Genomic DNA, 17,444 nt, shown 5'->3' on the forward strand with positions numbered 1-17,444 from the left:
GCCTCAGGCGCCGGGGCGGCGCCAGATGGCGAGCGTGGCGGCCAGCAGCCACATCCCCACCGCGCAGCCGCGGTTGAGCGCGCGCAGGCTGCGCTGCGAGAGCCAGCGCACGGCCTGGGTGCCGGCGGTGGCATAGCTCAGCATCACCAGCGTGTCGATGCAGACGAAGACGACGCCCAGCACCAGGTACTGGGGCCCCTGCGGATGGGCGATGTCGACGAACTGCGGCAGGAAGGCGGCGAAGAACAGCAGCGACTTCGGATTCGACAGCGCCACCGCCAGGCTGCGCAGCAGCGCCAGCCGGCCGCGCAGCGGCTCCCCCGCGCCGGCCAGCGCCGCGCCGACGTCGGCCGGCGGCGTGCGCCAGAGCTTGACGCCGAGCCAGACCAGATACAGCACGCCGGCGACGCGAATCGCATTGAAGAGCCATTCGGACGCCGCCAGCAGCGAGCCGAGGCCGAGCGCCACCGTGGCGATCACGATGGAGCTGCCCAGCGACGCCCCGGCGATGCCCCAGGCCGCCGCTCGCATGCCGCCCGAGATGCCGTTGGAGAGCGCGAGCAGCATGGTCGGTCCCGGCGTGATCGCGAGCGCGAGCGAGGCCAGTGCGTAGAGCAGGAGGGTGTCGAGGCTCATGGTTGGTGGCGCTCCTTGGCGGCGGCACGGGCCCGTGCCAGCGCCGCTTCGATGATGGCGCGCTTGCGGTCGACCGCCTCGGGCGCCGCCGCCGGCGCCTCGCTCGGCGGCACGACCGCAGCCCCGCCCGGGGCCTGCCGGACGGCATGCAAGGCGTAGCGCGCGCGTGCGTGGTCGGCCTGCGCCTGCGACCAGGCCTGCCATCCGGTGCGGCCCGGCGTCACCGTCTCCAGCGAGATGCAGTCGACCGGGCAGGCGGGGATGCACAGCTCGCAGCCGGTGCAATGGGCGTCGATCACGGTGTGCATGCGCTTGTGGATGCCGACGATGGCGTCGGTCGGGCAGGCATCGAGGCACAGGGTGCAGCCGATGCACCAGGCCTCGTCGATCACCGCCAGGCTGCGTGGCAGCTCGATGCCGAACTGCGGGTCGAGGGCCCGGGCGGGCCGGCCCGTCAGCCCGGACAGCCGCTGCACGCCCTCGGCGCCTCCGGGCGGGCATTGGTTGATGTCGGCCTCTCCGGCCGCCATGGCCTCGGCGTAGCCGGCGCAGTCAGGGTAGCCGCAACGGGTGCACTGCGTCTGCGGCAGGGCGTCCAGCAGGGCGGCAGCGCGCGGGTTCACGGCCTCAGGCGGGTTTGCGCGCCGCCGGCTTGGTCGTCCGTGTGGCGGGAGCCTTCTTGCGGGCGGCGGCGGTGGCGGGCGCGACGGCACGCGTCGCCTTCCTTGCCGCTGTCGGCGCCCGGACCATGTCCTCGGCAGCCAGCACCGGCGGCCCCGCGCGCTTTTGCGGCTTGTCGTGCTGGGCAATGAAGGCCTGGACTTCGGGGTAGACCAGTTCACGCCAGCGGCGGCCGCTGAAGATGCCATAGTGGCCGGCGCCCTTGACCTCGTAGTGGTGCTGCTCGCTGGCGACGACGCCGGTGCAGAGTTCGTGCGCCGCGCGCGTCTGGCCGGAGCCCGAGATGTCGTCGAGCTCGCCTTCGATCGTCAGCAGGCCGATGCCGCGGATGTCCTGCGGCCGCACCAGTTCGCGTTCGCCCTGGGGGTTGGTCACCTGCCAGGTGCCGTTCACCAGGTCGAACTGCTGGAACACGGTTCGGATGGTGTCCAGGTAGTAGTCGGCGTCCATGTCGAGCACGGCGTTGTATTCGTCGTAGAACTTGCGGTGCGCCTCGGCGCTCGCGTCATCGCCCTTGATCAGGTTCTTGAAGTAGTCGTAGTGGCTGCTGGCATGGTTTTCCGGGTTCATCGCGACGAAGCCGGTGTGCTGCAGGAAGCCCGGGTAGACGCGCCGTCCCTCACCCGGGAAGCCGTCGGGCACCCGGTAGATCACGTTGTTCTCGAACCACTCGAAGCTCTTGTTCATCGCCAGGTTGTTGACCGCGGTGGGCGACTTGCGGGCGTCGATCGGTCCGCCCATCATGGTCATCGACAGCGGGATCTGCTCGCCGCGGCTGGCCATCAGCGACACCGCCGCCAACACGGGCACCGTCGGCTGGCAAACGCTGATCACGTGGCAGTTGCCGTATTCGGTCTGCAGGTAGCGGATGAAGTCCTCGACGTAGTTGATGTAGTCGTCGAGATGGAACTTGCCTTCGGACAGCGGCACCAGCCGGGCATTGGTCCAGTCGGTGATGTAGACCTTGTGGCCTTGCAGCAGGGCGCGCACCGTGTCGCGCAGCAAGGTTGCATAGTGGCCCGACAGCGGCGCCACCACCAGCACCACCGGCTGGCTCTTGAGGGTCTTCAGGGTTTCCGGCTGGTCGGTGAAGCGCTTGAAGCGGCGCAGCTTGCAGAACGGCTTCTCGAGCTCGACGCTTTCATGGATCACCACCTCGTGGCCGTCGACCTTGACGGTCTTGATGCCGAATTCCGGCTTCTCGTAGTCCTTGCCCAGGCGGTACAGGAGGTCGTAGCCGGCCGCGATGCGCTGCGCCAGCGGCGCCTGTCCGAATGCCGTGCCTTGGCCGTAGAGTTTGGAAGCGGCCTGTGCGAAGTCGGCGAACGGCTCCATGAGGGAGCGCTGCGCTTCGTAGAGTTGGTAGAGCATCGGGGATTCTGAGAGTTGTTGCAATGCAATATATCAGCAGCTTCCCCTCCAAAATAGAGGGGGCGCCCCACTTGGGGGCGCCGGTCGTGACATCTTCACGCGGCGGCGCCGTAAGCGCCCCGCCAACGGCCCGAAAGCCGTCAGAGCACCTTGGCGATGCTCTGGCAGACGTGGTCGATGTTCTTGCTGTTGAGCGCCGCCACGCACATCCGGCCGGTGTCGGTGCCGTAGACGCCGAACTCCTCGCGCAGGCGCACCATCTGGTCCTTGGTCAGGCCCGAATAGCTGAACATGCCGATCTGCGAGGTGATGAAGCTCATGTCCTGCTTCACGCCCGCGGCCTTCAGGCCGTCGACCAGCTTCTGGCGCATGGCCTTGATCCGGACCCGCATTTCGGCCAGTTCTTCTTCCCAGACGGCGCGCCGTGCCGGGTCGTTGAGGACGGCCGCCACCACCGCGCCGCCGTGGATCGGCGGGTTGCTGTAGTTGGTGCGGATGGCGATCTTGAGCTGCGACAGCACGCGGGCGGCCTCTTCCTTGTTCTCGCACAGCACCGACAGGGCGCCGACGCGCTCGCCGTACAGGCTGAAGCTCTTCGAGAAGGAGGTCGAGACGAAGAAGGTCAGGCCGGCTGCGACGAACTTGCCGATCACCGCGCCGTCTTCCTGGATGCCGTGGCCGAAGCCCTGGTAGGCCATGTCGAGGAAGGGGGTCAGCCCGCCGGCCTTGACCGCGGCGATGACCTGGTCCCACTGGGCTGCCGTGATGTCGTAGCCGGTCGGATTGTGGCAGCAGGCGTGCAGCACGACGATGGTGCCGGCCGGCGCCGCCTTCAGCGCCGCCAGCATGCCTTCGAAGTTGATGCCACGCTTGGCGGCGTCGTAGTAGGGGTAGCTCTCGACCGTGAAGCCGGCGTTGGTGAACAGCGCGCGGTGGTTTTCCCAGCTCGGGTCGCTGATCAGGACCTTGGCGTCGGGCGACAGTTTCTTCAGGAAGTCGGCGCCGACCTTCAGGCCGCCGGTACCGCCGATGGCCTGGATGGTGGCAACGCGGCCGGATTGGACCGGTTCGCTCGCGGGGCCGAAGACCAGGCTTTTGACCGCGTTGTCATAGGCGGCGATGCCGTCGATCGGCAGGTAGCCGCGGGCGCTGGGCGCCTTCATCATGTCTTCTTCCGCGGCCTGCACGCATTTCAGCAGTGGCAGCTTGCCGTTGTCGTCGTAGTACACGCCCACGCCGAGGTTGACCTTTTTCGGATTGCCGTCGGCTGCATATTGCTCGTTGAGGCCCAGGATCGGGTCGCGAGGCGCCATTTCGACGGCGGTGAACATTGACATGGAAAGTCCTTTGGATGAGCGGTTCACGTGAAGCCGGGTCCTGCGTTACGCTGCCCGGTCAGCTTGAATTTTACCGGCCGCGGCACCAGCTTCAGCCGACCACCCCATGCCAGAAACCTCAGAAGTCATTCCCGAACCGCAACACGCCGACCCGGTGGGGCCGCACCGGCAGGGCGAATTCGTCACGTTTCCCGGGTCGCCGTTCGAGCTTTTCCAGCCCTATCCGCCGGCCGGCGACCAGCCCAAGGCCATCGCGGGCCTGGTCGAGGGGGTCCAGGACGGCGAGGTGTTCCAGACCCTGCTGGGCGTGACCGGATCCGGCAAGACCTTCACCATGGCCAACGTGATCGCCCGGCTGGGCCGGCCGGCGATCGTCTTCGCGCCCAACAAGACCCTGGCGGCGCAGCTCTACAGCGAATTTCGCGAGTTCTTCCCGAAGAACGCGGTCGAGTACTTCGTCAGCTACTACGACTACTACCAGCCCGAGGCCTACGTGCCGCAGCGCGACCTGTTCATCGAGAAGGACAGCTCGATCAACGAGCACATCGAGCAGATGCGGCTGTCGGCCACCAAGAGCGTGCTGGAGCGGCGCGACACGGTCATCGTCGCCACCGTGAGCGCGATCTACGGCATCGGCACGCCCGAGGATTACACGCAGATGCGCTTCATCATGCGCCAGGGCGACAAGATCGGCCAACGCGACGTGATCGGGCGGCTGATCCGCATGCAGTACACGCGCAACGAGCAGGACTTCTCGCGCGGCACCTTCCGCGTGCGCGGCGACACCATCGACGTCTTCCCGGCCGAGCACAGCGAGCTGGCGATCCGCATCGAGCTGTTCGACGACGAAATCGAGTCGCTGCAGCTGTTCGACCCGCTCACGGGCCGCATCCGGCAGAAGATTCCGCGCTTCACGGTCTACCCGTCGAGCCACTACGTGACGCCGCGCGACAAGGTGCTCAGCGCGGTCGAGACCATCAAGCTCGAACTCGACGAGCGGCTCAAGTTCTTCGTCGGCGAAGGCAAGCTGGTGGAGGCGCAGCGCATCGAGCAGCGCACCCGCTTCGACCTCGAGATGCTGGCCGAGATCGGCCACTGCAAGGGCATCGAGAACTACACGCGGCATCTCTCGGGCGCGGCCCCGGGCCAGCCGCCGGCCACGCTGACCGACTACCTGCCGAAGGATGCCCTGATGTTCCTCGACGAGAGCCACCAGATGATCGGCCAGCTCAACGGCATGTACAGCGGCGACCGGGCGCGCAAGACCACGCTGGTCGAGTACGGCTTCCGGCTGCCGTCGGCGCTGGACAACCGGCCGCTCAAGTTCGAGGAGTTCGAGACCCGGATGCGCCAGTGCATCTTCGTCTCGGCCACCCCGGCGCAGTACGAGAAGGACAACGCCGGCAACGTCGTGGAGCAGCTGGTGCGCCCCACCGGCCTGATCGATCCCGAGGTCGAGGTCCGGCCCGCCACTCACCAGGTCGACGACGTGCTCGGCGAGATCCGCCTGCGCGTGGACAAGGGCGAGCGGGTCCTGATCACCACCCTGACCAAGCGGATGGCCGAGCAGCTCACCGACTACCTGAGCGACAACGGTGTCAAGGTGCGCTACCTGCACAGCGACATCGACACGGTCGAGCGGGTCGAGATCCTGCGCGACCTGCGCCTGGGCAGCTTCGATGTGCTGGTCGGCATCAACCTGCTGCGCGAAGGCCTGGACATCCCCGAGGTCTCGCTGGTGGCGATCCTCGACGCCGACAAGGAAGGCTTCCTGCGCGCCGAGCGCTCGCTGATCCAGACCATCGGCCGCGCCGCCCGCAACCTGAACGGCAAGGCGATCCTCTACGCCGACCGGATGACGGATTCGATGAAGAAGGCGATCGACGAGACCGAGCGGCGCCGGGCCCGCCAGATCGCCCACAACGAGGCCCACGGCATCACGCCGCGCAGCATCGTGAAGCAGGTGCGCGACCTGATCGACGGCGTCTACAGCGAGAAATCGGGCAAGGAGGCGGCCAAGCGCGAGCTGGAGCGCGCCAAGGTCGAGGACATGTCCGAAAAGGACGTGGCGCGCGAGATCAAGCGGCTCGAGAAGCTCATGCTGGAGCATGCCCGGAACCTCGAATTCGAGAAGGCTGCCCGGGTGCGCGACCAGCTGGCCGAACTGCGCGAGCAGGCTTTCGGGGCCTCCGGGCACGACAACATCCCGCTCTGAGCGGCTTCGCAGCCGGCGCAATCGGGTTTACCCCAGCAAAGCCGAGGGGCTTCTGGTATACTTGAGCGAAATACTCAAGAACAAAAGAACTTCGCGATGAAGGGCGACTCCAACCTTTCGGTTCACCGATCGGGACCCGGGTCGTGCAGGGCGGAGACGACGTCACCGCAGCCCAGGGGGTTCGGTGTCCTTTCCACGGTAAGCACTCAAGGAGCTTGCGATGCGTCTCACTACCAAAGGCCGCTTTGCGGTTACGGCCATGATCGATCTGGCACTGCGCCAGAACACCGGTCCGGTCACGTTGGCCGCGATCAGCCAACGGCAGCAGATTTCGCTGTCCTATCTGGAGCAGTTGTTCGGCAAGCTGCGCCGCCATGAGCTGGTCGAGTCCACCCGCGGCCCGGGCGGCGGCTATTCGCTCGGCCGCAAGGCAGCCGACATCACGGTGGCCGACATCATCGTCTCGGTCGACGAGCCGATCGACGCCACCCAGTGCGGCGGCAAGGAAAACTGCCTCGGCGAGGCCGGACGCTGCATGACGCACGAGCTGTGGGCTTCGCTGAACCAGCGCATGGTCGAGTTCCTCGACTCCGTCACCTTGCAGAAGCTGGTCGACGACCAGATCGCCAAGGGCGTGCAGATCGAGAACAAGCCGGCCGTCAAGCGGGCGATCTCGGCCCAGCCGGTGGTCAAGCCGATCCGCGTCAATGCGCCGAACTCGGTGTTCGCACTGGGCAACGCCTTCGCCAAATCCTGATCCGGCGGCGCCTTCGGGCGCCTCGGTTGAACATCACACACAAAGATCAACCCCACGCCAGCCTGAGCCAGCCATGGACGTCACCCCCCATTTCCCCATCTACCTCGACTACGGCGCCACCACGCCGGTGGACCCGCGCGTCGTCGACGCGATGATTCCCTGGTTGCGCGAGCATTTCGGCAACCCGGCGTCACGCAGCCACGCATGGGGCTGGGAGGCCGAGGAGGCCGTCGAGAAGGCCCGTGTCGAGGTGGCCGACCTGATCGGCGCCGATCCGCGCGAGATCGTCTGGACATCCGGCGCCACCGAGTCGAACAACCTCGCCCTGAAGGGCGCGGCGCATTTCTACAAGGGCAAGGGCAAGCACCTCATCACGGTCAAGACCGAGCACAAGGCGGTGCTCGACACCATGCGCGAACTCGAGCGCCAGGGCTTCGAAGTGACCTACCTGGACGTCCAGGAAGACGGCCTGCTCGACCTCGAGGCGTTCAAGGCCGCGATCCGTCCCGACACCATCCTGGCGAGCGTGATGTTCGTCAACAACGAGATCGGCGTGATCCAGGACGTGGTCGCGTTGGGCAACATCTGCCGCGAGAAGGGCGTGATCTTCCACGTCGACGCGGCGCAGGCCACGGGCAAGGTCGAGATCGACGTCAAGACGCTGCCGATCGACCTCATGAGCCTGGCTTCGCACAAGACCTACGGCCCCAAGGGCATCGGCGCGCTGTACGTGCGGCGCAAGCCGCGCGTGCGGCTCGAGGCCCAGATGCACGGCGGCGGCCATGAGCGCGGCATGCGCTCGGGCACCCTGCCGACGCACCAGATCGTCGGCATGGGCGAGGCCTTCCGCCTGGCCAAGCTCGAAATGAAGGACGACATCGCCAAGGCCACCGCGCTGCAGAAGCGACTGCTCGACGGCCTGAAGGACGTCGAGCAGGTCTTCATCAACGGCAACCTCGAACACCGGGTGCCGCACAACCTGAACATCAGCTTCAACTACGTCGAAGGCGAGTCGCTGATCATGGGCATCAAGGGCCTGGCGGTGTCCAGCGGCTCGGCCTGCACCTCGGCCAGCCTGGAGCCGAGCTACGTGCTGCGCGCGCTGGGCCGCAGCGACGAACTGGCCCACAGCAGCCTGCGCATGACCATCGGCCGTTTCACGACCGAAGAAGAAATCGACTACGCGATCTCGACCATCAAGCACAACGTCGCCAAGCTGCGCGAACTCAGCCCGCTGTGGGAGATGTTCAAGGACGGCATCGACATCAGCACGATCCAGTGGTCGGCTCACTGAAAATTCAAAGAGGTACCCCACCATGGCTTATTCATCCAAGGTCATCGACCACTACGAAAATCCCCGCAACGTCGGCTCCTTCGAAAAGGGCGACGACTCGGTCGGTACCGGCATGGTCGGCGCGCCGGCCTGCGGCGACGTCATGAAGCTGCAGATCAAGGTCAACCCCGAAACCGGGGTGATCGAAGACGCGCGCTTCAAGACCTACGGCTGCGGCTCGGCGATCGCCTCGTCCTCGCTCGTGACCGAATGGGTCAAGGGCAAGACGCTCGACGAAGCGGCGGCGCTCAAGAATGCGCAGATCGCCGAGGAACTGGCGCTGCCGCCGGTCAAGATCCACTGCTCGATCCTGGCCGAAGACGCGATCAAGGCCGCCGTCAGCGACTACAAGGCCAAACACGGCGCCACGGCCGCGGCGGCCGAATCCGTTCACTGACATGGCCGTGACCCTGACCGAATCGGCCGCGCGCCACGTCTCCCGCTACCTCGGCAAACGGGGCAAGGGCGTGGGCGTGCGGCTGGGCGTCAAGACCACCGGCTGCTCGGGCCTGGCCTACAAGCTCGAGTACGTGGACGAGTTCGCGCCCGAAGACGTGGTGTTCGAGGACCATGGCATCAAGGTGCTGGTCGACCCGAAGAGCCTGGCCTATATCGACGGCACGCAGCTCGACTTCGTGCGCGAAGGCCTCAACGAAGGCTTCAAGTTCAACAACCCGAACGAACGCGACCGTTGCGGCTGCGGCGAGAGTTTTCGCATCTGAGCCCCTGCGTGCGATGCACCCGAGCCGCCCACACCATTGTGCCGGCGGCTTTTTAACGTCATGAACCTCAACGACACCGATTTCGTGCTTTTCGCCGTGCCGGCGACCTTCGCGCAGGACCGCGGCGCGCTCGACGCGCGCTGGAAGGAACTGCAGCGCGAGGCCCATCCCGACCGCTTCGCGGCGCAGGGCGGCGCGGCGCAGCGGCTGGCGATGCAGTGGTCGGTGCGCATCAACGAGGCCTACCAGCGGCTCAAGAACCCGATCAAGCGGGCCACCTACCTGTGCCAGCTGAACGGCTCGCCGATCCAGGCCGAGACCAACACGGCGATGCCGGCGGCCTTCCTGATGCAGCAGATGGCGTGGCGCGAGGAGCTCGACGACGCCCAGGACCCGGACGCGTTCGAGCAGCTGCGCGCCGAGGTCGAGGCGGCCCGCGCGCGCGCGCTGTCTTCGCTCGACTGGCTGATCGACGAGAAGGGCGACTACGCCGAAGCGGCCCGGCAGGTGAGAGCCCTCATGTTCATCGAGCGCTTTGCCGAGGACATCGAGGCCAAGGTCGACCAATAGAGAAAATAGCGCGATGGCATTGCTCCAGATTTCAGAACCGGGCCAGGCGCCCGATCCGCACCAGCGCCGCATCGCGGTCGGCATCGACCTCGGCACCACCCATTCGCTCGTCGCGGCGGTGCGCAACGGCGTCGCCGAATGCCTGCCCGACGCCGAAGGCCGCGTGCTGCTGCCCTCCGCCGTGCGCTACCTCGACGCCCAGCGCCGGCAGATCGGCTTCGACGCGCTGGCTGCGCGGGCGAGCGATCCGTCCAACGTCATCACCTCGGTCAAGCGGCTGATGGGCCGCGGGCTGGCGGACATCGCCAACCGGGAGGCGATGGCCTACCACCTGGCGGGCGACGGCGGCATGGTCAAGGTCCAGACGGCGGCCGGCGAGAAGTCGCCGACCGAAGTCAGCGCCGAGATCCTGGCGACCCTGCGCTACCGGGCCGAGGACACCTTCGACGACGACCTCCATGGCGTCGTGATCACCGTGCCGGCCTACTTCGACGAAGGCCAGCGCCAGGCCACCAAGGATGCGGCGCAGCTCGCCGGCCTGCACGTGCTGCGGCTGATCAGCGAGCCGACCGCGGCGGCGATCGCCTACGGGCTGGACAATGCCAGCGAAGGCGTCTACGCGGTCTACGACCTCGGCGGCGGCACCTTCGACATCTCGATCCTGCGGCTCACGCAGGGCGTGTTCGAGGTCATCGCGACCGGCGGCGATTCGGCGCTGGGCGGCGACGACTACGACCATGCGCTGGTCGGTTTCGTGCTGTCGCAGTGCAGGCTCGAGGCGCGCAGCGACGCCGATCGAGCGGCCCTGCTGGTGGCCGCCCGGGCCGCCAAGGAGGCCCTCTCGGAGGCCCCGTCGGCGCCTTTCATCGCCCAGCTGGCGGCGGGCGACATCCGCCTCGACGTCTCGCGCGAGCAGTTCGAAGCCGCCACCGCCGCCTTGACCGCGCGCACCATCACGGCCGTGCGGCGCGTGCTGCGCGATGCGCGGCTGGCGCCGGGCGAGCTGCAGGGCATCGTGCTGGTCGGCGGCGCCACGCGCATGCCGCAGGTTCGCCGTGCGGTGGCCGATTGCCTCGGCCGCGAGCCGCTGACCAACCTCGACCCGGACCAGGTCGTGGCCCTCGGCGCCGCGATCCAGGCCAACCAGCTGGCCGGCAACGGCGGCGCCGACGACCTGCTGCTGCTCGACGTGATTCCGTTGTCGCTCGGCATCGAGACCATGGGTGGGCTGGTCGAGCGGATCGTGCCGCGCAACCAGACCATCCCGACCGCGATGGCGCAGGACTTCACGACCTACAAGGACGGCCAGACCGCGCTGGCGCTGCACGTGGTGCAGGGTGAGCGCGACCTGGTCGCCGACTGCCGCAGCCTGGCGCGCTTCGAGCTGCGCGGGATCCCGCCGATGGCCGCCGGCGCGGCGCGCATCCGCGTCACCTTCACCGTCGATGCCGACGGCCTCCTGAGCGTGAGCGCGAAGGAGCAGGGCAGCGGCGTGGAGGCGAGCGTGGCGGTCAAGCCCTCGTACGGGCTGTCCGACGAGCAGATCGCGGCCATGCTGCAGGACAGCTTCGCGACGGCGCAGCAGGACATGCAGGCCCGCGCGCTGGTCGAGGCGCGCGTCGATGCCGACCGCATGCTGATGGCGACGCAGAGCGCGCTGGACGCCGACGCCTCGCTGCTGTCCGCCGAGGAGCACGCCGTCATCGAACAGCTGATGGCCGCACTGCGCAGCGCGCGCTCGGCCGAGGATGCCGCGGTGGTCGAAGCCGCCACCAAGGCGCTGGCGGACGGCACCGAAGCCTTCGCGGCGGCGCGAATGAATGCCGGCATCGCGCGTGCGCTCGCCGGCCGACAGATCGAATCTCTCTAGAACATGCCCACGATCAAGATCCTTCCCCATTCCGAGTACTGCCCGCAAGGCGCCGAGATCACGGCGCCGGCTGGCACCTCGATCTGCGAGGCCATGCTGGAGAACGACATCCACATCGAGCATGCCTGCGAGATGAGCTGTGCCTGCACCACCTGCCACGTGATCGTCCGCCAGGGCATCGAGTCGCTGAACGAGGCGGAAGAGGGCGAGGAAGACCTGCTCGACCGCGCCTGGGGCCTGGAGCCGCAATCGCGCCTGAGCTGCCAGGCGATACTCGCCCAGACCGACCTGACGGTCGAGATTCCGAAGTACTCGATCAACCACGCCAAAGAAAACCACTGATGTCCAGGCTCATCGTTCTAGACACCGAAACCACCGGCCTGTCGGCCGAGAACGGCGACCGCGTCATCGAGCTGGGATGCGTGGAGCTGTTCAATCGCAAGCTGACCGGCAACGACCTGCACATCTATTTCAACCCCGAGCGCGAGAGCCACGAGGACGCGCTCAAGGTGCACGGGCTGACCACCGACTTCCTGCGCGACAAGCCGAAGTTCGCGACCCTGGCGCAGGACGTCGTCGACTACCTGCGCGATGCCGAGCTGATCATCCACAACGCGGCCTTCGACGTCGGCTTCCTCAACAAGGAGCTCGAGCTCGCCGGCCTGCCGCCGCTCGCCAGCTTCGTCGGCGAGGTGACCGACACGCTGGCCATGGCCAAGGCGGTCTATCCGGGCAAGCGCAACTCGCTCGATGCACTGTGCGACCGCTTCGGGGTCGACCGGTCGAACCGCACCTTCCACGGCGCCAAGCTCGACGCCCAGCTGCTGGCCGATGTCTACATCAACCTCACGCGCGGACAGGATGCGCTGCTGATCGACATCGCGTCGAACGAGCCCGCGCACGGAACGGTGGTGTCGATCGACCTGAGCGCCTTCGAGCTGCCGGTGCTGGTCGCGACCGAGCACGAACTCGCCGCCCACGAGGAAGTCCTGGTGCAACTCGACAAGTCCAGCAACGGCCGAACGCTTTTTCGCCAGGCGGCCGAAAAAGCTGTGGCATAATCGCAGGCTTCGCATCGCACGGTGCGAAAAACATCCAAAAGGTACGCGGCCAGATTCACTCTGACACCGTGTGCCGGGGGCGGTTAGCTCAGGGGTAGAGCACAGCATTCACACTGCTGGGGTCGGAGGTTCGAAGCCTCCACCGCCCACCAATCACTTTCTTCGTCGTCGAGATTCCGCACGCTAAGCTTGGCGTATGGACGAATTCGATTGCGCCGTCATCGGCGCCGGCGTGGTGGGTCTGGCCGTGGCGCGCGCGCTGGCCCTGCGGGGACGCGAGGTCATCGTGCTCGAATCCGAGGGCGCGATCGGCACCGGCACCAGTTCGCGCAACAGCGAGGTCGTCCACGCCGGCATCTACTACCCTGAGGGTTCCCTGAAGGCGCAGCTGTGCGTCGAGGGCAAGCAGCGTCTGTACGCGTACGCCGAGGAACGCGGGCTGCCGCACCGGCGCTGCGGCAAGCTGATCGTCGCCACCAGCGAGGCGCAGGTCGGGCAGCTCGAGGCGATCGCCGCCAAGGCGCGCGCCAACGGCGTCGACGACCTGGTGCGGCTGTCGCGCACGCAGGCCAGGGCGATGGAGCCGGCGCTCGAATGCCTGGCGGCCCTTCATTCGCCCAGCACCGGCATCGTCGACAGCCACGCGCTGATGCTGAGCCTGCAGGGCGACCTCGAGCATGCCGGCGGCGTGCTGGCGCTGAAGTCCGGCGTCGTCGGCGCCGAATGCGGCAGCGCCGGCATCGTGCTGAAGTCCGCCGACGGCACGGCCCTGCGCTGCAACAGCGTGGTCAACGCGGCCGGTCTGGCCGCGCCGCTGCTGGCGCGGCAGTTCGACGGCCTGCCCGCGGCGGCGGTGCCGGGGGCCTGGTTCGCCAAGGGGAGCTATTTCACGCTGGCCGGCCGGGCGCCGTTCAGCCGCCTGATCTATCCGGTGCCCGAGGCCGCGGGGCTGGGCGTGCACCTGACCCTCGACCTGGGCGGCCAAGCCAAGTTCGGCCCGGACGTGCAGTGGGTGGCCTCGCCCGACGACCTGGTGGTGGACCCGGCGCGCGGCGAGGGCTTCTATGCCGAGGTTCGCAAGTACTGGCCGGCGCTGCCGGACGGCGCGCTGCTGGCGGGCTATGCCGGCATCCGGCCCAAGATCTCCGGCCCGGGCGACGCCGCGGCCGACTTCATGATCCAGGGCCCCGCGGCGCACGGCGTGCCCGGGCTGGTCAACCTGTTCGGGATCGAGTCGCCGGGGCTCACCAGCAGCCTGGCGATCGGCCGCTTCGTCGGGGATCTGCTGTCGTAGAGCCGCGCGGGCATGTACCATGGAACGGCGTGCCGTTTGTCGGCGCGGTGTCGCCGGCGCGGTGCCGGCGTGACTGAGGAGGACCTTTTTCGATGACTGCTTCCACCAACCTCGAAGCCGCGGCCAACGCCGTGGCCGAAGACATCGCCAGCGACGTGCGCGGCGTGCTTGCCAGCAAGGACCTCGACGCCGTGCCGCACATCAAGGCACTGCGCCAGCGCATCGACAGCAAGCTGGCGATCGCGCGTGAGCTGGCGGCCGAGAAAAGCCGGATCGCCGCCCAGAAGGCCCGCGAAGCCGCCAATACGGCCAATGCCTACGCGCATGACGAACCGTGGCAGATCGCCGGCGCTGCGCTGGCCGTGGGCGTGCTGGTGGGCCTGCTGCTTGGGCGCCGCTGACCAACGCCCCGGGGGCGCGGCGGAGCTCGCACGATGAGCCTCAGCGCCCTGTTCGGCTTCAAGTCCCGCCTGCGGCGCCTGCGCATCCTGGCCGGTGAAGGGGCACTGGCCGCCGGGGATCGCGCCCAGCTGCTGCGGCTGGCCTGGGACGAAGAGAAGCAGCGCCTGCGCCTGATGCTCGGCCTCGGGGTCGCGGTCGCCGGGCTGACCACCGTCGTCATCGCGCTGCTGTCGGTGGCGATCGTGGTGCATTTCTGGGACACGCCCTATCGCGCCACGGTGGCCTGGGTGCTGGCGCTGGTGTGGGGCGGCCTCTGGATCGCGGCCGTGCTGCTGCTCATGGGCACGCTGCGCAAGTCCTCGGCCTTCGATTCGGCGCGCCTCACCTTCGAACGCGATCTGGACTGGATCCATCAGCGCTTCGGCGCCGAGGACGACGAAGACGACCCGCATACGCCCGTGCTCACCAGCGAGCAGCTGCTGGCCCGCATCGAGCGCCAGCGCGCGCGCATCGCCACGCTCGAGGCGGCCGCCAGCGGCGTCGGTGAAGCGCCGGAGCCGCCCGAAACCCTCTCGGCCACGGCCCTGCGCATCGCGCGCGAACATCCGATCGCCACCGGGGTCGCGACCGCCACCGTGATCGCCGTGCTGGGCCCGCGTCGCCTGGTCCGCTGGGCGACGGTGATCGCCCCGGTGATCTGGCGGATGCGCGGCTGAAGCTTCAGGCCTTCGCGCGCAGGGCCCGGGCAGCTTCGCGCACCAGCGCCGGGCCGCGGTAGATCAGGCCGGTGTAGATCTGCACGAGGTCGGCGCCGGCCTCGATCTTGGCCTGGGCGTCGCCCGCGCTGATCACGCCGCCCACGCCGATGATCGGGAATTCCCGCCCGAGCGTCGCGCGCAATTGGCCGATCACGCGGTTGCTCGCCTCCCGCACGGGGGCGCCCGAGAGGCCGCCGGCTTCCTCGGCATGGGGCAGGCCGGCGACAGCGTCGCGCGCCAGCGTGGTGTTGGTGGCGATCACGCCGTCCATCCGGTGGCGCAGCAGCGTCGCGGCGATCACTTCGACCTGCGCCTGGTCGAGGTCGGGCGCGATCTTGACGAACAGCGGCACCCGCTTGCCCTGGCGCGCCGCCAGCGCCTCGCGCTTGTCGGCCACGGCACCGAGCAGGCCATCGAGCGCCTCGTCGCTTTGCAAGGAACGCAGGTTGGCGGTGTTGGGACTCGAGATGTTGATCGCGACATAGTCGGCGTGCGGATAGACGCCGTCGAGGCAGACCAGATAGTCGTCGACCGCGCGCTCGATCGGGGTGGCCGCGTTCTTGCCGATGTTGAGGCCCAGCAGCATCGGCGGCTTCGAGCTGTCGCGCCGGAAGCGGGCCCGCTGCACGTTGGCGATGAAGGTTTCGAGGCCGTCGTTGTTGAAGCCGAGCCGGTTGATCAGCGCGTCGCGCTGGGGCAGGCGAAAGATCCGCGGCTTGGCGTTGCCCGGTTGCGGCTTGGGCGTGACCGTTCCGACTTCGACGAAGCCGAAGCCCATGGCGCCGAAGGCGTCGATGCAGCGGGCGTTCTTGTCGAGGCCGGCCGCCAGGCCGACCCGGTTCGGGAACGACAGCCCCGCCAGGGTGATCCGGTCCGCCACGCGCGGTGCCGCGTAGGCACAGGCCAGCGGCGTGTTCTGGGTCCGCGCCAGCACGTCCAGGGTCAGTTCGTGGGCCCGTTCGGCGTCGAAGCCGAACAGGAAGGGGCGGGCAAGCCCGTAAAGAGAGGAGGGCAAGGGCAGGAGCATCGGATAATTCTCGGCTTCAGACTTCAATCAGCCCAGGATTCTCCCCGATGACCTCCTCCGCCCCCGCTCCCGTCCTGACGCAGGACGAACTCAAGGCACTGGTCGGCCGTGCCGCGTTGGACTACGTGCCCAAGGGCGAGATCATCGGCGTCGGCACCGGTTCGACCGTGAACAAGTTCATCGAGGCGCTGGCCGGCATCAAGGACCAGATCCGGGGCGCGGTGTCGAGTTCGGTGGCCTCGACCGAGCGGCTGCGGGCGCTGGGCATCGAGGTGTTCGACAGCAACGCCGTCGACGAACTGGCGGTCTACATCGACGGCGCCGACGAAATCGATGGCCGCGGCTACATGATCAAGGGCGGCGGCGCCGCGCTCACGCGCGAGAAGATCGTGGCGGCGCAGTCGAAGCGCTTCGTCTGCATCGCCGATGCCTCCAAGCTGGTGAACACGCTGGGCGCCTTCCCGCTGCCGGTCGAGGTCGTCCCGATGGCGGCCCGGCGCATCATGCGGCAGTTCTCGCGCCTGGGCGGCCTGGCGCAGGTGCGCGAGAAGGACGGCACCCCGCTGGTCACCGACAACGGCCAGCACATCGTCGACGTGACCGGCCTGCGGATCACCGATCCGCTCGGCTTCGAGAACGAGGTGAACCGGTGGCCCGGCGTGGTCGAGGTCGGCGTGTTTGCCCACCAGCGCGCCAGCGTCTGCCTGCTGGCGACGTCTTCGGGCGTGCGCACGATGACTTTCGGCTGAGGGAGGCCGAAGGCCGCTAGAACCGGATCCCGGCCGGGTTGCTCGGCGTCGGCCCGTTGGCCGCCGCGGGCACGTCGGCCGCCGGCGCCGGTGCCGGTGCGGCGGCGGCCGGGACGGGTGCTGCCGCGGGCTGCTGCGCCACCAGCGGCTGGGCCGGGCCGTTGCGCCAGCCGGCCGGCAGTTGCGAGCTCTTGGGATAGCCGGCCGCATCTAGGTACTGCGACCACTCGGCGTCGCCGAAGCCCTTGAGCTGTTGCGATCCGATCGTCAGCAGCGGCAGCGAGCTCTGGCCGCTCAGGCGCTGGAGCGCCGCCACGTCCTCGTTGGACTTGACCGTGCGTTCGTCGAACGGCACGCCGCGCGTGACCAGCAGCGAGCGGCCGGCGGCGCAAGGGCCGCAGTCCTCGCTGGCGTAGAGGGTGACCGGGTAGCGCTGGACCACCTGCCGCAGCTCGTAGGGCAGGCCGCCGCCCGCGTTCGCCACGCTGTTGCCCGCCCGGGCCGGCGCCGCTGGCGCGCTGGCGCTCGGCGGCTGGTCTGAGAAGGTGACCTTGCCGTTCTTGTCGACGTTGCGGTAGACCGGCTGCGCCAGCGCGGCGCCGGCGACCAGGAACAGGGCGAGGCCCGCGAAGGCAGTCTGGAGTTTCATTGGTGCTTTCCG

19 protein-coding genes and 1 tRNA gene are annotated in these 17,444 nt (G+C 68.2%); 14 read left to right on the top strand and 6 right to left on the bottom strand.

Annotated features, from left to right (window positions below):
• Positions 1-3: 3 nt before the first annotated feature.
• The 4 genes from QTI33_RS18240 to QTI33_RS18255 all read right to left on the bottom strand — a co-directional run bounded on the left by QTI33_RS18240 (position 4) and on the right by QTI33_RS18255 (position 4,025).
• Positions 4-636 carry a LysE family translocator gene (locus tag QTI33_RS18240; protein ID WP_286507585.1) on the bottom strand — a complete coding sequence of 211 codons (633 nt, stop codon included), beginning with the start codon at positions 634-636 and terminating at the stop codon, positions 4-6.
• A complete protein-coding gene (locus tag QTI33_RS18245) occupies positions 633-1,259 on the bottom strand; it encodes an RnfABCDGE type electron transport complex subunit B (protein WP_286507587.1) in 627 nt (208 codons plus the stop codon). The genes QTI33_RS18240 and QTI33_RS18245 overlap by 4 nt, the downstream gene beginning before the upstream one ends.
• 4 nt (positions 1,260-1,263) lie before the next feature.
• Positions 1,264-2,688 carry a polyhydroxyalkanoate depolymerase gene (locus QTI33_RS18250; RefSeq protein ID WP_286507588.1) on the bottom strand — a complete coding sequence of 475 codons (1,425 nt, stop codon included), beginning with the start codon at positions 2,686-2,688 and terminating at the stop codon, positions 1,264-1,266.
• A 140-nt stretch (positions 2,689-2,828) separates the two neighbouring features.
• On the bottom strand, positions 2,829-4,025 hold the full coding sequence (locus QTI33_RS18255) for an amino acid aminotransferase (protein WP_286507589.1): 1,197 nt from the start codon (positions 4,023-4,025) through the stop codon (positions 2,829-2,831).
• Positions 4,026-4,131: 106 nt separating this feature from the next.
• Between QTI33_RS18255 and uvrB the strand changes: the two genes are divergently transcribed.
• The 13 genes from uvrB (at position 4,132) to QTI33_RS18320 (ending at position 14,965) form a co-directional block, all read left to right on the top strand.
• Positions 4,132-6,240, top strand: a complete 2,109-nt coding sequence (uvrB, locus tag QTI33_RS18260; protein ID WP_286507590.1) for an excinuclease ABC subunit UvrB — start codon at positions 4,132-4,134, stop codon at positions 6,238-6,240.
• Positions 6,241-6,460: 220 nt separating this feature from the next.
• Positions 6,461-6,997: a Fe-S cluster assembly transcriptional regulator IscR gene (iscR, locus tag QTI33_RS18265; protein WP_158720462.1), complete on the top strand. Its 537-nt coding sequence runs from the start codon at positions 6,461-6,463 to the stop codon at positions 6,995-6,997.
• Positions 6,998-7,070: 73 nt separating this feature from the next.
• The gene (locus tag QTI33_RS18270; RefSeq protein ID WP_286507591.1) at positions 7,071-8,291 is read left to right on the top strand and encodes an IscS subfamily cysteine desulfurase; all 1,221 of its coding nucleotides are present in this window, start codon (positions 7,071-7,073) and stop codon (positions 8,289-8,291) included.
• A 22-nt stretch (positions 8,292-8,313) separates the two neighbouring features.
• Positions 8,314-8,727, top strand: coding sequence for a Fe-S cluster assembly scaffold IscU (iscU, locus tag QTI33_RS18275; RefSeq protein ID WP_286507592.1), 414 nt, complete (start codon positions 8,314-8,316; stop codon positions 8,725-8,727).
• 1 nt (position 8,728) lies between these two features.
• The gene (gene iscA / locus QTI33_RS18280; RefSeq protein ID WP_286507593.1) at positions 8,729-9,052 is read left to right on the top strand and encodes an iron-sulfur cluster assembly protein IscA; all 324 of its coding nucleotides are present in this window, start codon (positions 8,729-8,731) and stop codon (positions 9,050-9,052) included.
• Positions 9,053-9,112: 60 nt separating this feature from the next.
• Positions 9,113-9,622 carry a Fe-S protein assembly co-chaperone HscB gene (gene hscB / locus QTI33_RS18285; protein ID WP_286507594.1) on the top strand — a complete coding sequence of 170 codons (510 nt, stop codon included), beginning with the start codon at positions 9,113-9,115 and terminating at the stop codon, positions 9,620-9,622.
• Between the two features lie 13 nt (positions 9,623-9,635).
• The gene (hscA, locus tag QTI33_RS18290) at positions 9,636-11,492 is read left to right on the top strand and encodes a Fe-S protein assembly chaperone HscA (protein WP_286507595.1); all 1,857 of its coding nucleotides are present in this window, start codon (positions 9,636-9,638) and stop codon (positions 11,490-11,492) included.
• Positions 11,493-11,495: 3 nt separating this feature from the next.
• Entirely contained in the window at positions 11,496-11,834 is a 339-nt protein-coding gene (gene fdx, locus QTI33_RS18295; RefSeq protein ID WP_286507596.1) for an ISC system 2Fe-2S type ferredoxin, read from the top strand.
• On the top strand, positions 11,834-12,553 hold the full coding sequence (gene dnaQ, locus QTI33_RS18300) for a DNA polymerase III subunit epsilon (RefSeq protein WP_286507597.1): 720 nt from the start codon (positions 11,834-11,836) through the stop codon (positions 12,551-12,553). The genes fdx and dnaQ overlap by 1 nt, the downstream gene beginning before the upstream one ends.
• Positions 12,554-12,630: 77 nt before the next feature.
• Positions 12,631-12,705 (top strand) — tRNA-Val (locus tag QTI33_RS18305).
• A gap of 44 nt (positions 12,706-12,749) precedes the next feature.
• On the top strand, positions 12,750-13,847 hold the full coding sequence (locus QTI33_RS18310) for an NAD(P)/FAD-dependent oxidoreductase (RefSeq protein WP_286507599.1): 1,098 nt from the start codon (positions 12,750-12,752) through the stop codon (positions 13,845-13,847).
• A gap of 92 nt (positions 13,848-13,939) precedes the next feature.
• On the top strand, positions 13,940-14,248 hold the full coding sequence (locus QTI33_RS18315; protein ID WP_286507601.1) for a glycine zipper domain-containing protein: 309 nt from the start codon (positions 13,940-13,942) through the stop codon (positions 14,246-14,248).
• A 33-nt stretch (positions 14,249-14,281) separates the two neighbouring features.
• On the top strand, positions 14,282-14,965 hold the full coding sequence (locus tag QTI33_RS18320; protein WP_286507603.1) for a phage holin family protein: 684 nt from the start codon (positions 14,282-14,284) through the stop codon (positions 14,963-14,965).
• 4 nt (positions 14,966-14,969) lie between these two features.
• Here QTI33_RS18320 and QTI33_RS18325 read toward each other — a convergent pair whose 3' ends face one another.
• Positions 14,970-16,034: a quinone-dependent dihydroorotate dehydrogenase gene (locus tag QTI33_RS18325; protein WP_286507605.1), complete on the bottom strand. Its 1,065-nt coding sequence runs from the start codon at positions 16,032-16,034 to the stop codon at positions 14,970-14,972.
• 47 nt (positions 16,035-16,081) lie between these two features.
• On the opposite strand from QTI33_RS18325, the gene rpiA reads away from it, so the two are divergent.
• Positions 16,082-16,783: a ribose-5-phosphate isomerase RpiA gene (gene rpiA / locus QTI33_RS18330; RefSeq protein ID WP_286507607.1), complete on the top strand. Its 702-nt coding sequence runs from the start codon at positions 16,082-16,084 to the stop codon at positions 16,781-16,783.
• A 16-nt stretch (positions 16,784-16,799) separates the two neighbouring features.
• Here the strand turns inward: rpiA and QTI33_RS18335 are convergent, their stop codons facing one another.
• On the bottom strand, positions 16,800-17,432 hold the full coding sequence (locus tag QTI33_RS18335) for a glutaredoxin family protein (RefSeq protein WP_286507609.1): 633 nt from the start codon (positions 17,430-17,432) through the stop codon (positions 16,800-16,802).
• Positions 17,433-17,444: the final 12 nt, after the last annotated feature.

It is taken from the genome of Variovorax davisae (assembly GCF_030316845.1).
GTDB classification, from domain to species: Bacteria; Pseudomonadota; Gammaproteobacteria; order Burkholderiales; family Burkholderiaceae_C; genus Variovorax; species Variovorax davisae.

Bases quoted from the DNA above. Each gene is read 5' to 3' on its own strand.
- QTI33_RS18270 (WP_286507591.1), top strand. From the start codon at position 7,071: ATGGACGTCACCCCCCATTTCCCCATCTACCTCGACTACGGCGCCACC.
- QTI33_RS18335 (WP_286507609.1), bottom strand. From the start codon at position 17,432: ATGAAACTCCAGACTGCCTTCGCGGGCCTCGCCCTGTTCCTGGTCGCC.
- hscB (WP_286507594.1), top strand. From the start codon at position 9,113: ATGAACCTCAACGACACCGATTTCGTGCTTTTCGCCGTGCCGGCGACC.
- QTI33_RS18325 (WP_286507605.1), bottom strand. From the start codon at position 16,034: ATGCTCCTGCCCTTGCCCTCCTCTCTTTACGGGCTTGCCCGCCCCTTC.
- QTI33_RS18240 (WP_286507585.1), bottom strand. From the start codon at position 636: ATGAGCCTCGACACCCTCCTGCTCTACGCACTGGCCTCGCTCGCGCTC.
- iscR (WP_158720462.1), top strand. From the start codon at position 6,461: ATGCGTCTCACTACCAAAGGCCGCTTTGCGGTTACGGCCATGATCGAT.
- QTI33_RS18250 (WP_286507588.1), bottom strand. From the start codon at position 2,688: ATGCTCTACCAACTCTACGAAGCGCAGCGCTCCCTCATGGAGCCGTTC.
- iscA (WP_286507593.1), top strand. From the start codon at position 8,729: ATGGCCGTGACCCTGACCGAATCGGCCGCGCGCCACGTCTCCCGCTAC.
- hscA (WP_286507595.1), top strand. From the start codon at position 9,636: ATGGCATTGCTCCAGATTTCAGAACCGGGCCAGGCGCCCGATCCGCAC.
- iscU (WP_286507592.1), top strand. From the start codon at position 8,314: ATGGCTTATTCATCCAAGGTCATCGACCACTACGAAAATCCCCGCAAC.
- QTI33_RS18255 (WP_286507589.1), bottom strand. From the start codon at position 4,025: ATGTCAATGTTCACCGCCGTCGAAATGGCGCCTCGCGACCCGATCCTG.
- QTI33_RS18315 (WP_286507601.1), top strand. From the start codon at position 13,940: ATGACTGCTTCCACCAACCTCGAAGCCGCGGCCAACGCCGTGGCCGAA.
- uvrB (WP_286507590.1), top strand. From the start codon at position 4,132: ATGCCAGAAACCTCAGAAGTCATTCCCGAACCGCAACACGCCGACCCG.
- rpiA (WP_286507607.1), top strand. From the start codon at position 16,082: ATGACCTCCTCCGCCCCCGCTCCCGTCCTGACGCAGGACGAACTCAAG.
- fdx (WP_286507596.1), top strand. From the start codon at position 11,496: ATGCCCACGATCAAGATCCTTCCCCATTCCGAGTACTGCCCGCAAGGC.
- dnaQ (WP_286507597.1), top strand. From the start codon at position 11,834: ATGTCCAGGCTCATCGTTCTAGACACCGAAACCACCGGCCTGTCGGCC.
- QTI33_RS18320 (WP_286507603.1), top strand. From the start codon at position 14,282: ATGAGCCTCAGCGCCCTGTTCGGCTTCAAGTCCCGCCTGCGGCGCCTG.
- QTI33_RS18310 (WP_286507599.1), top strand. From the start codon at position 12,750: ATGGACGAATTCGATTGCGCCGTCATCGGCGCCGGCGTGGTGGGTCTG.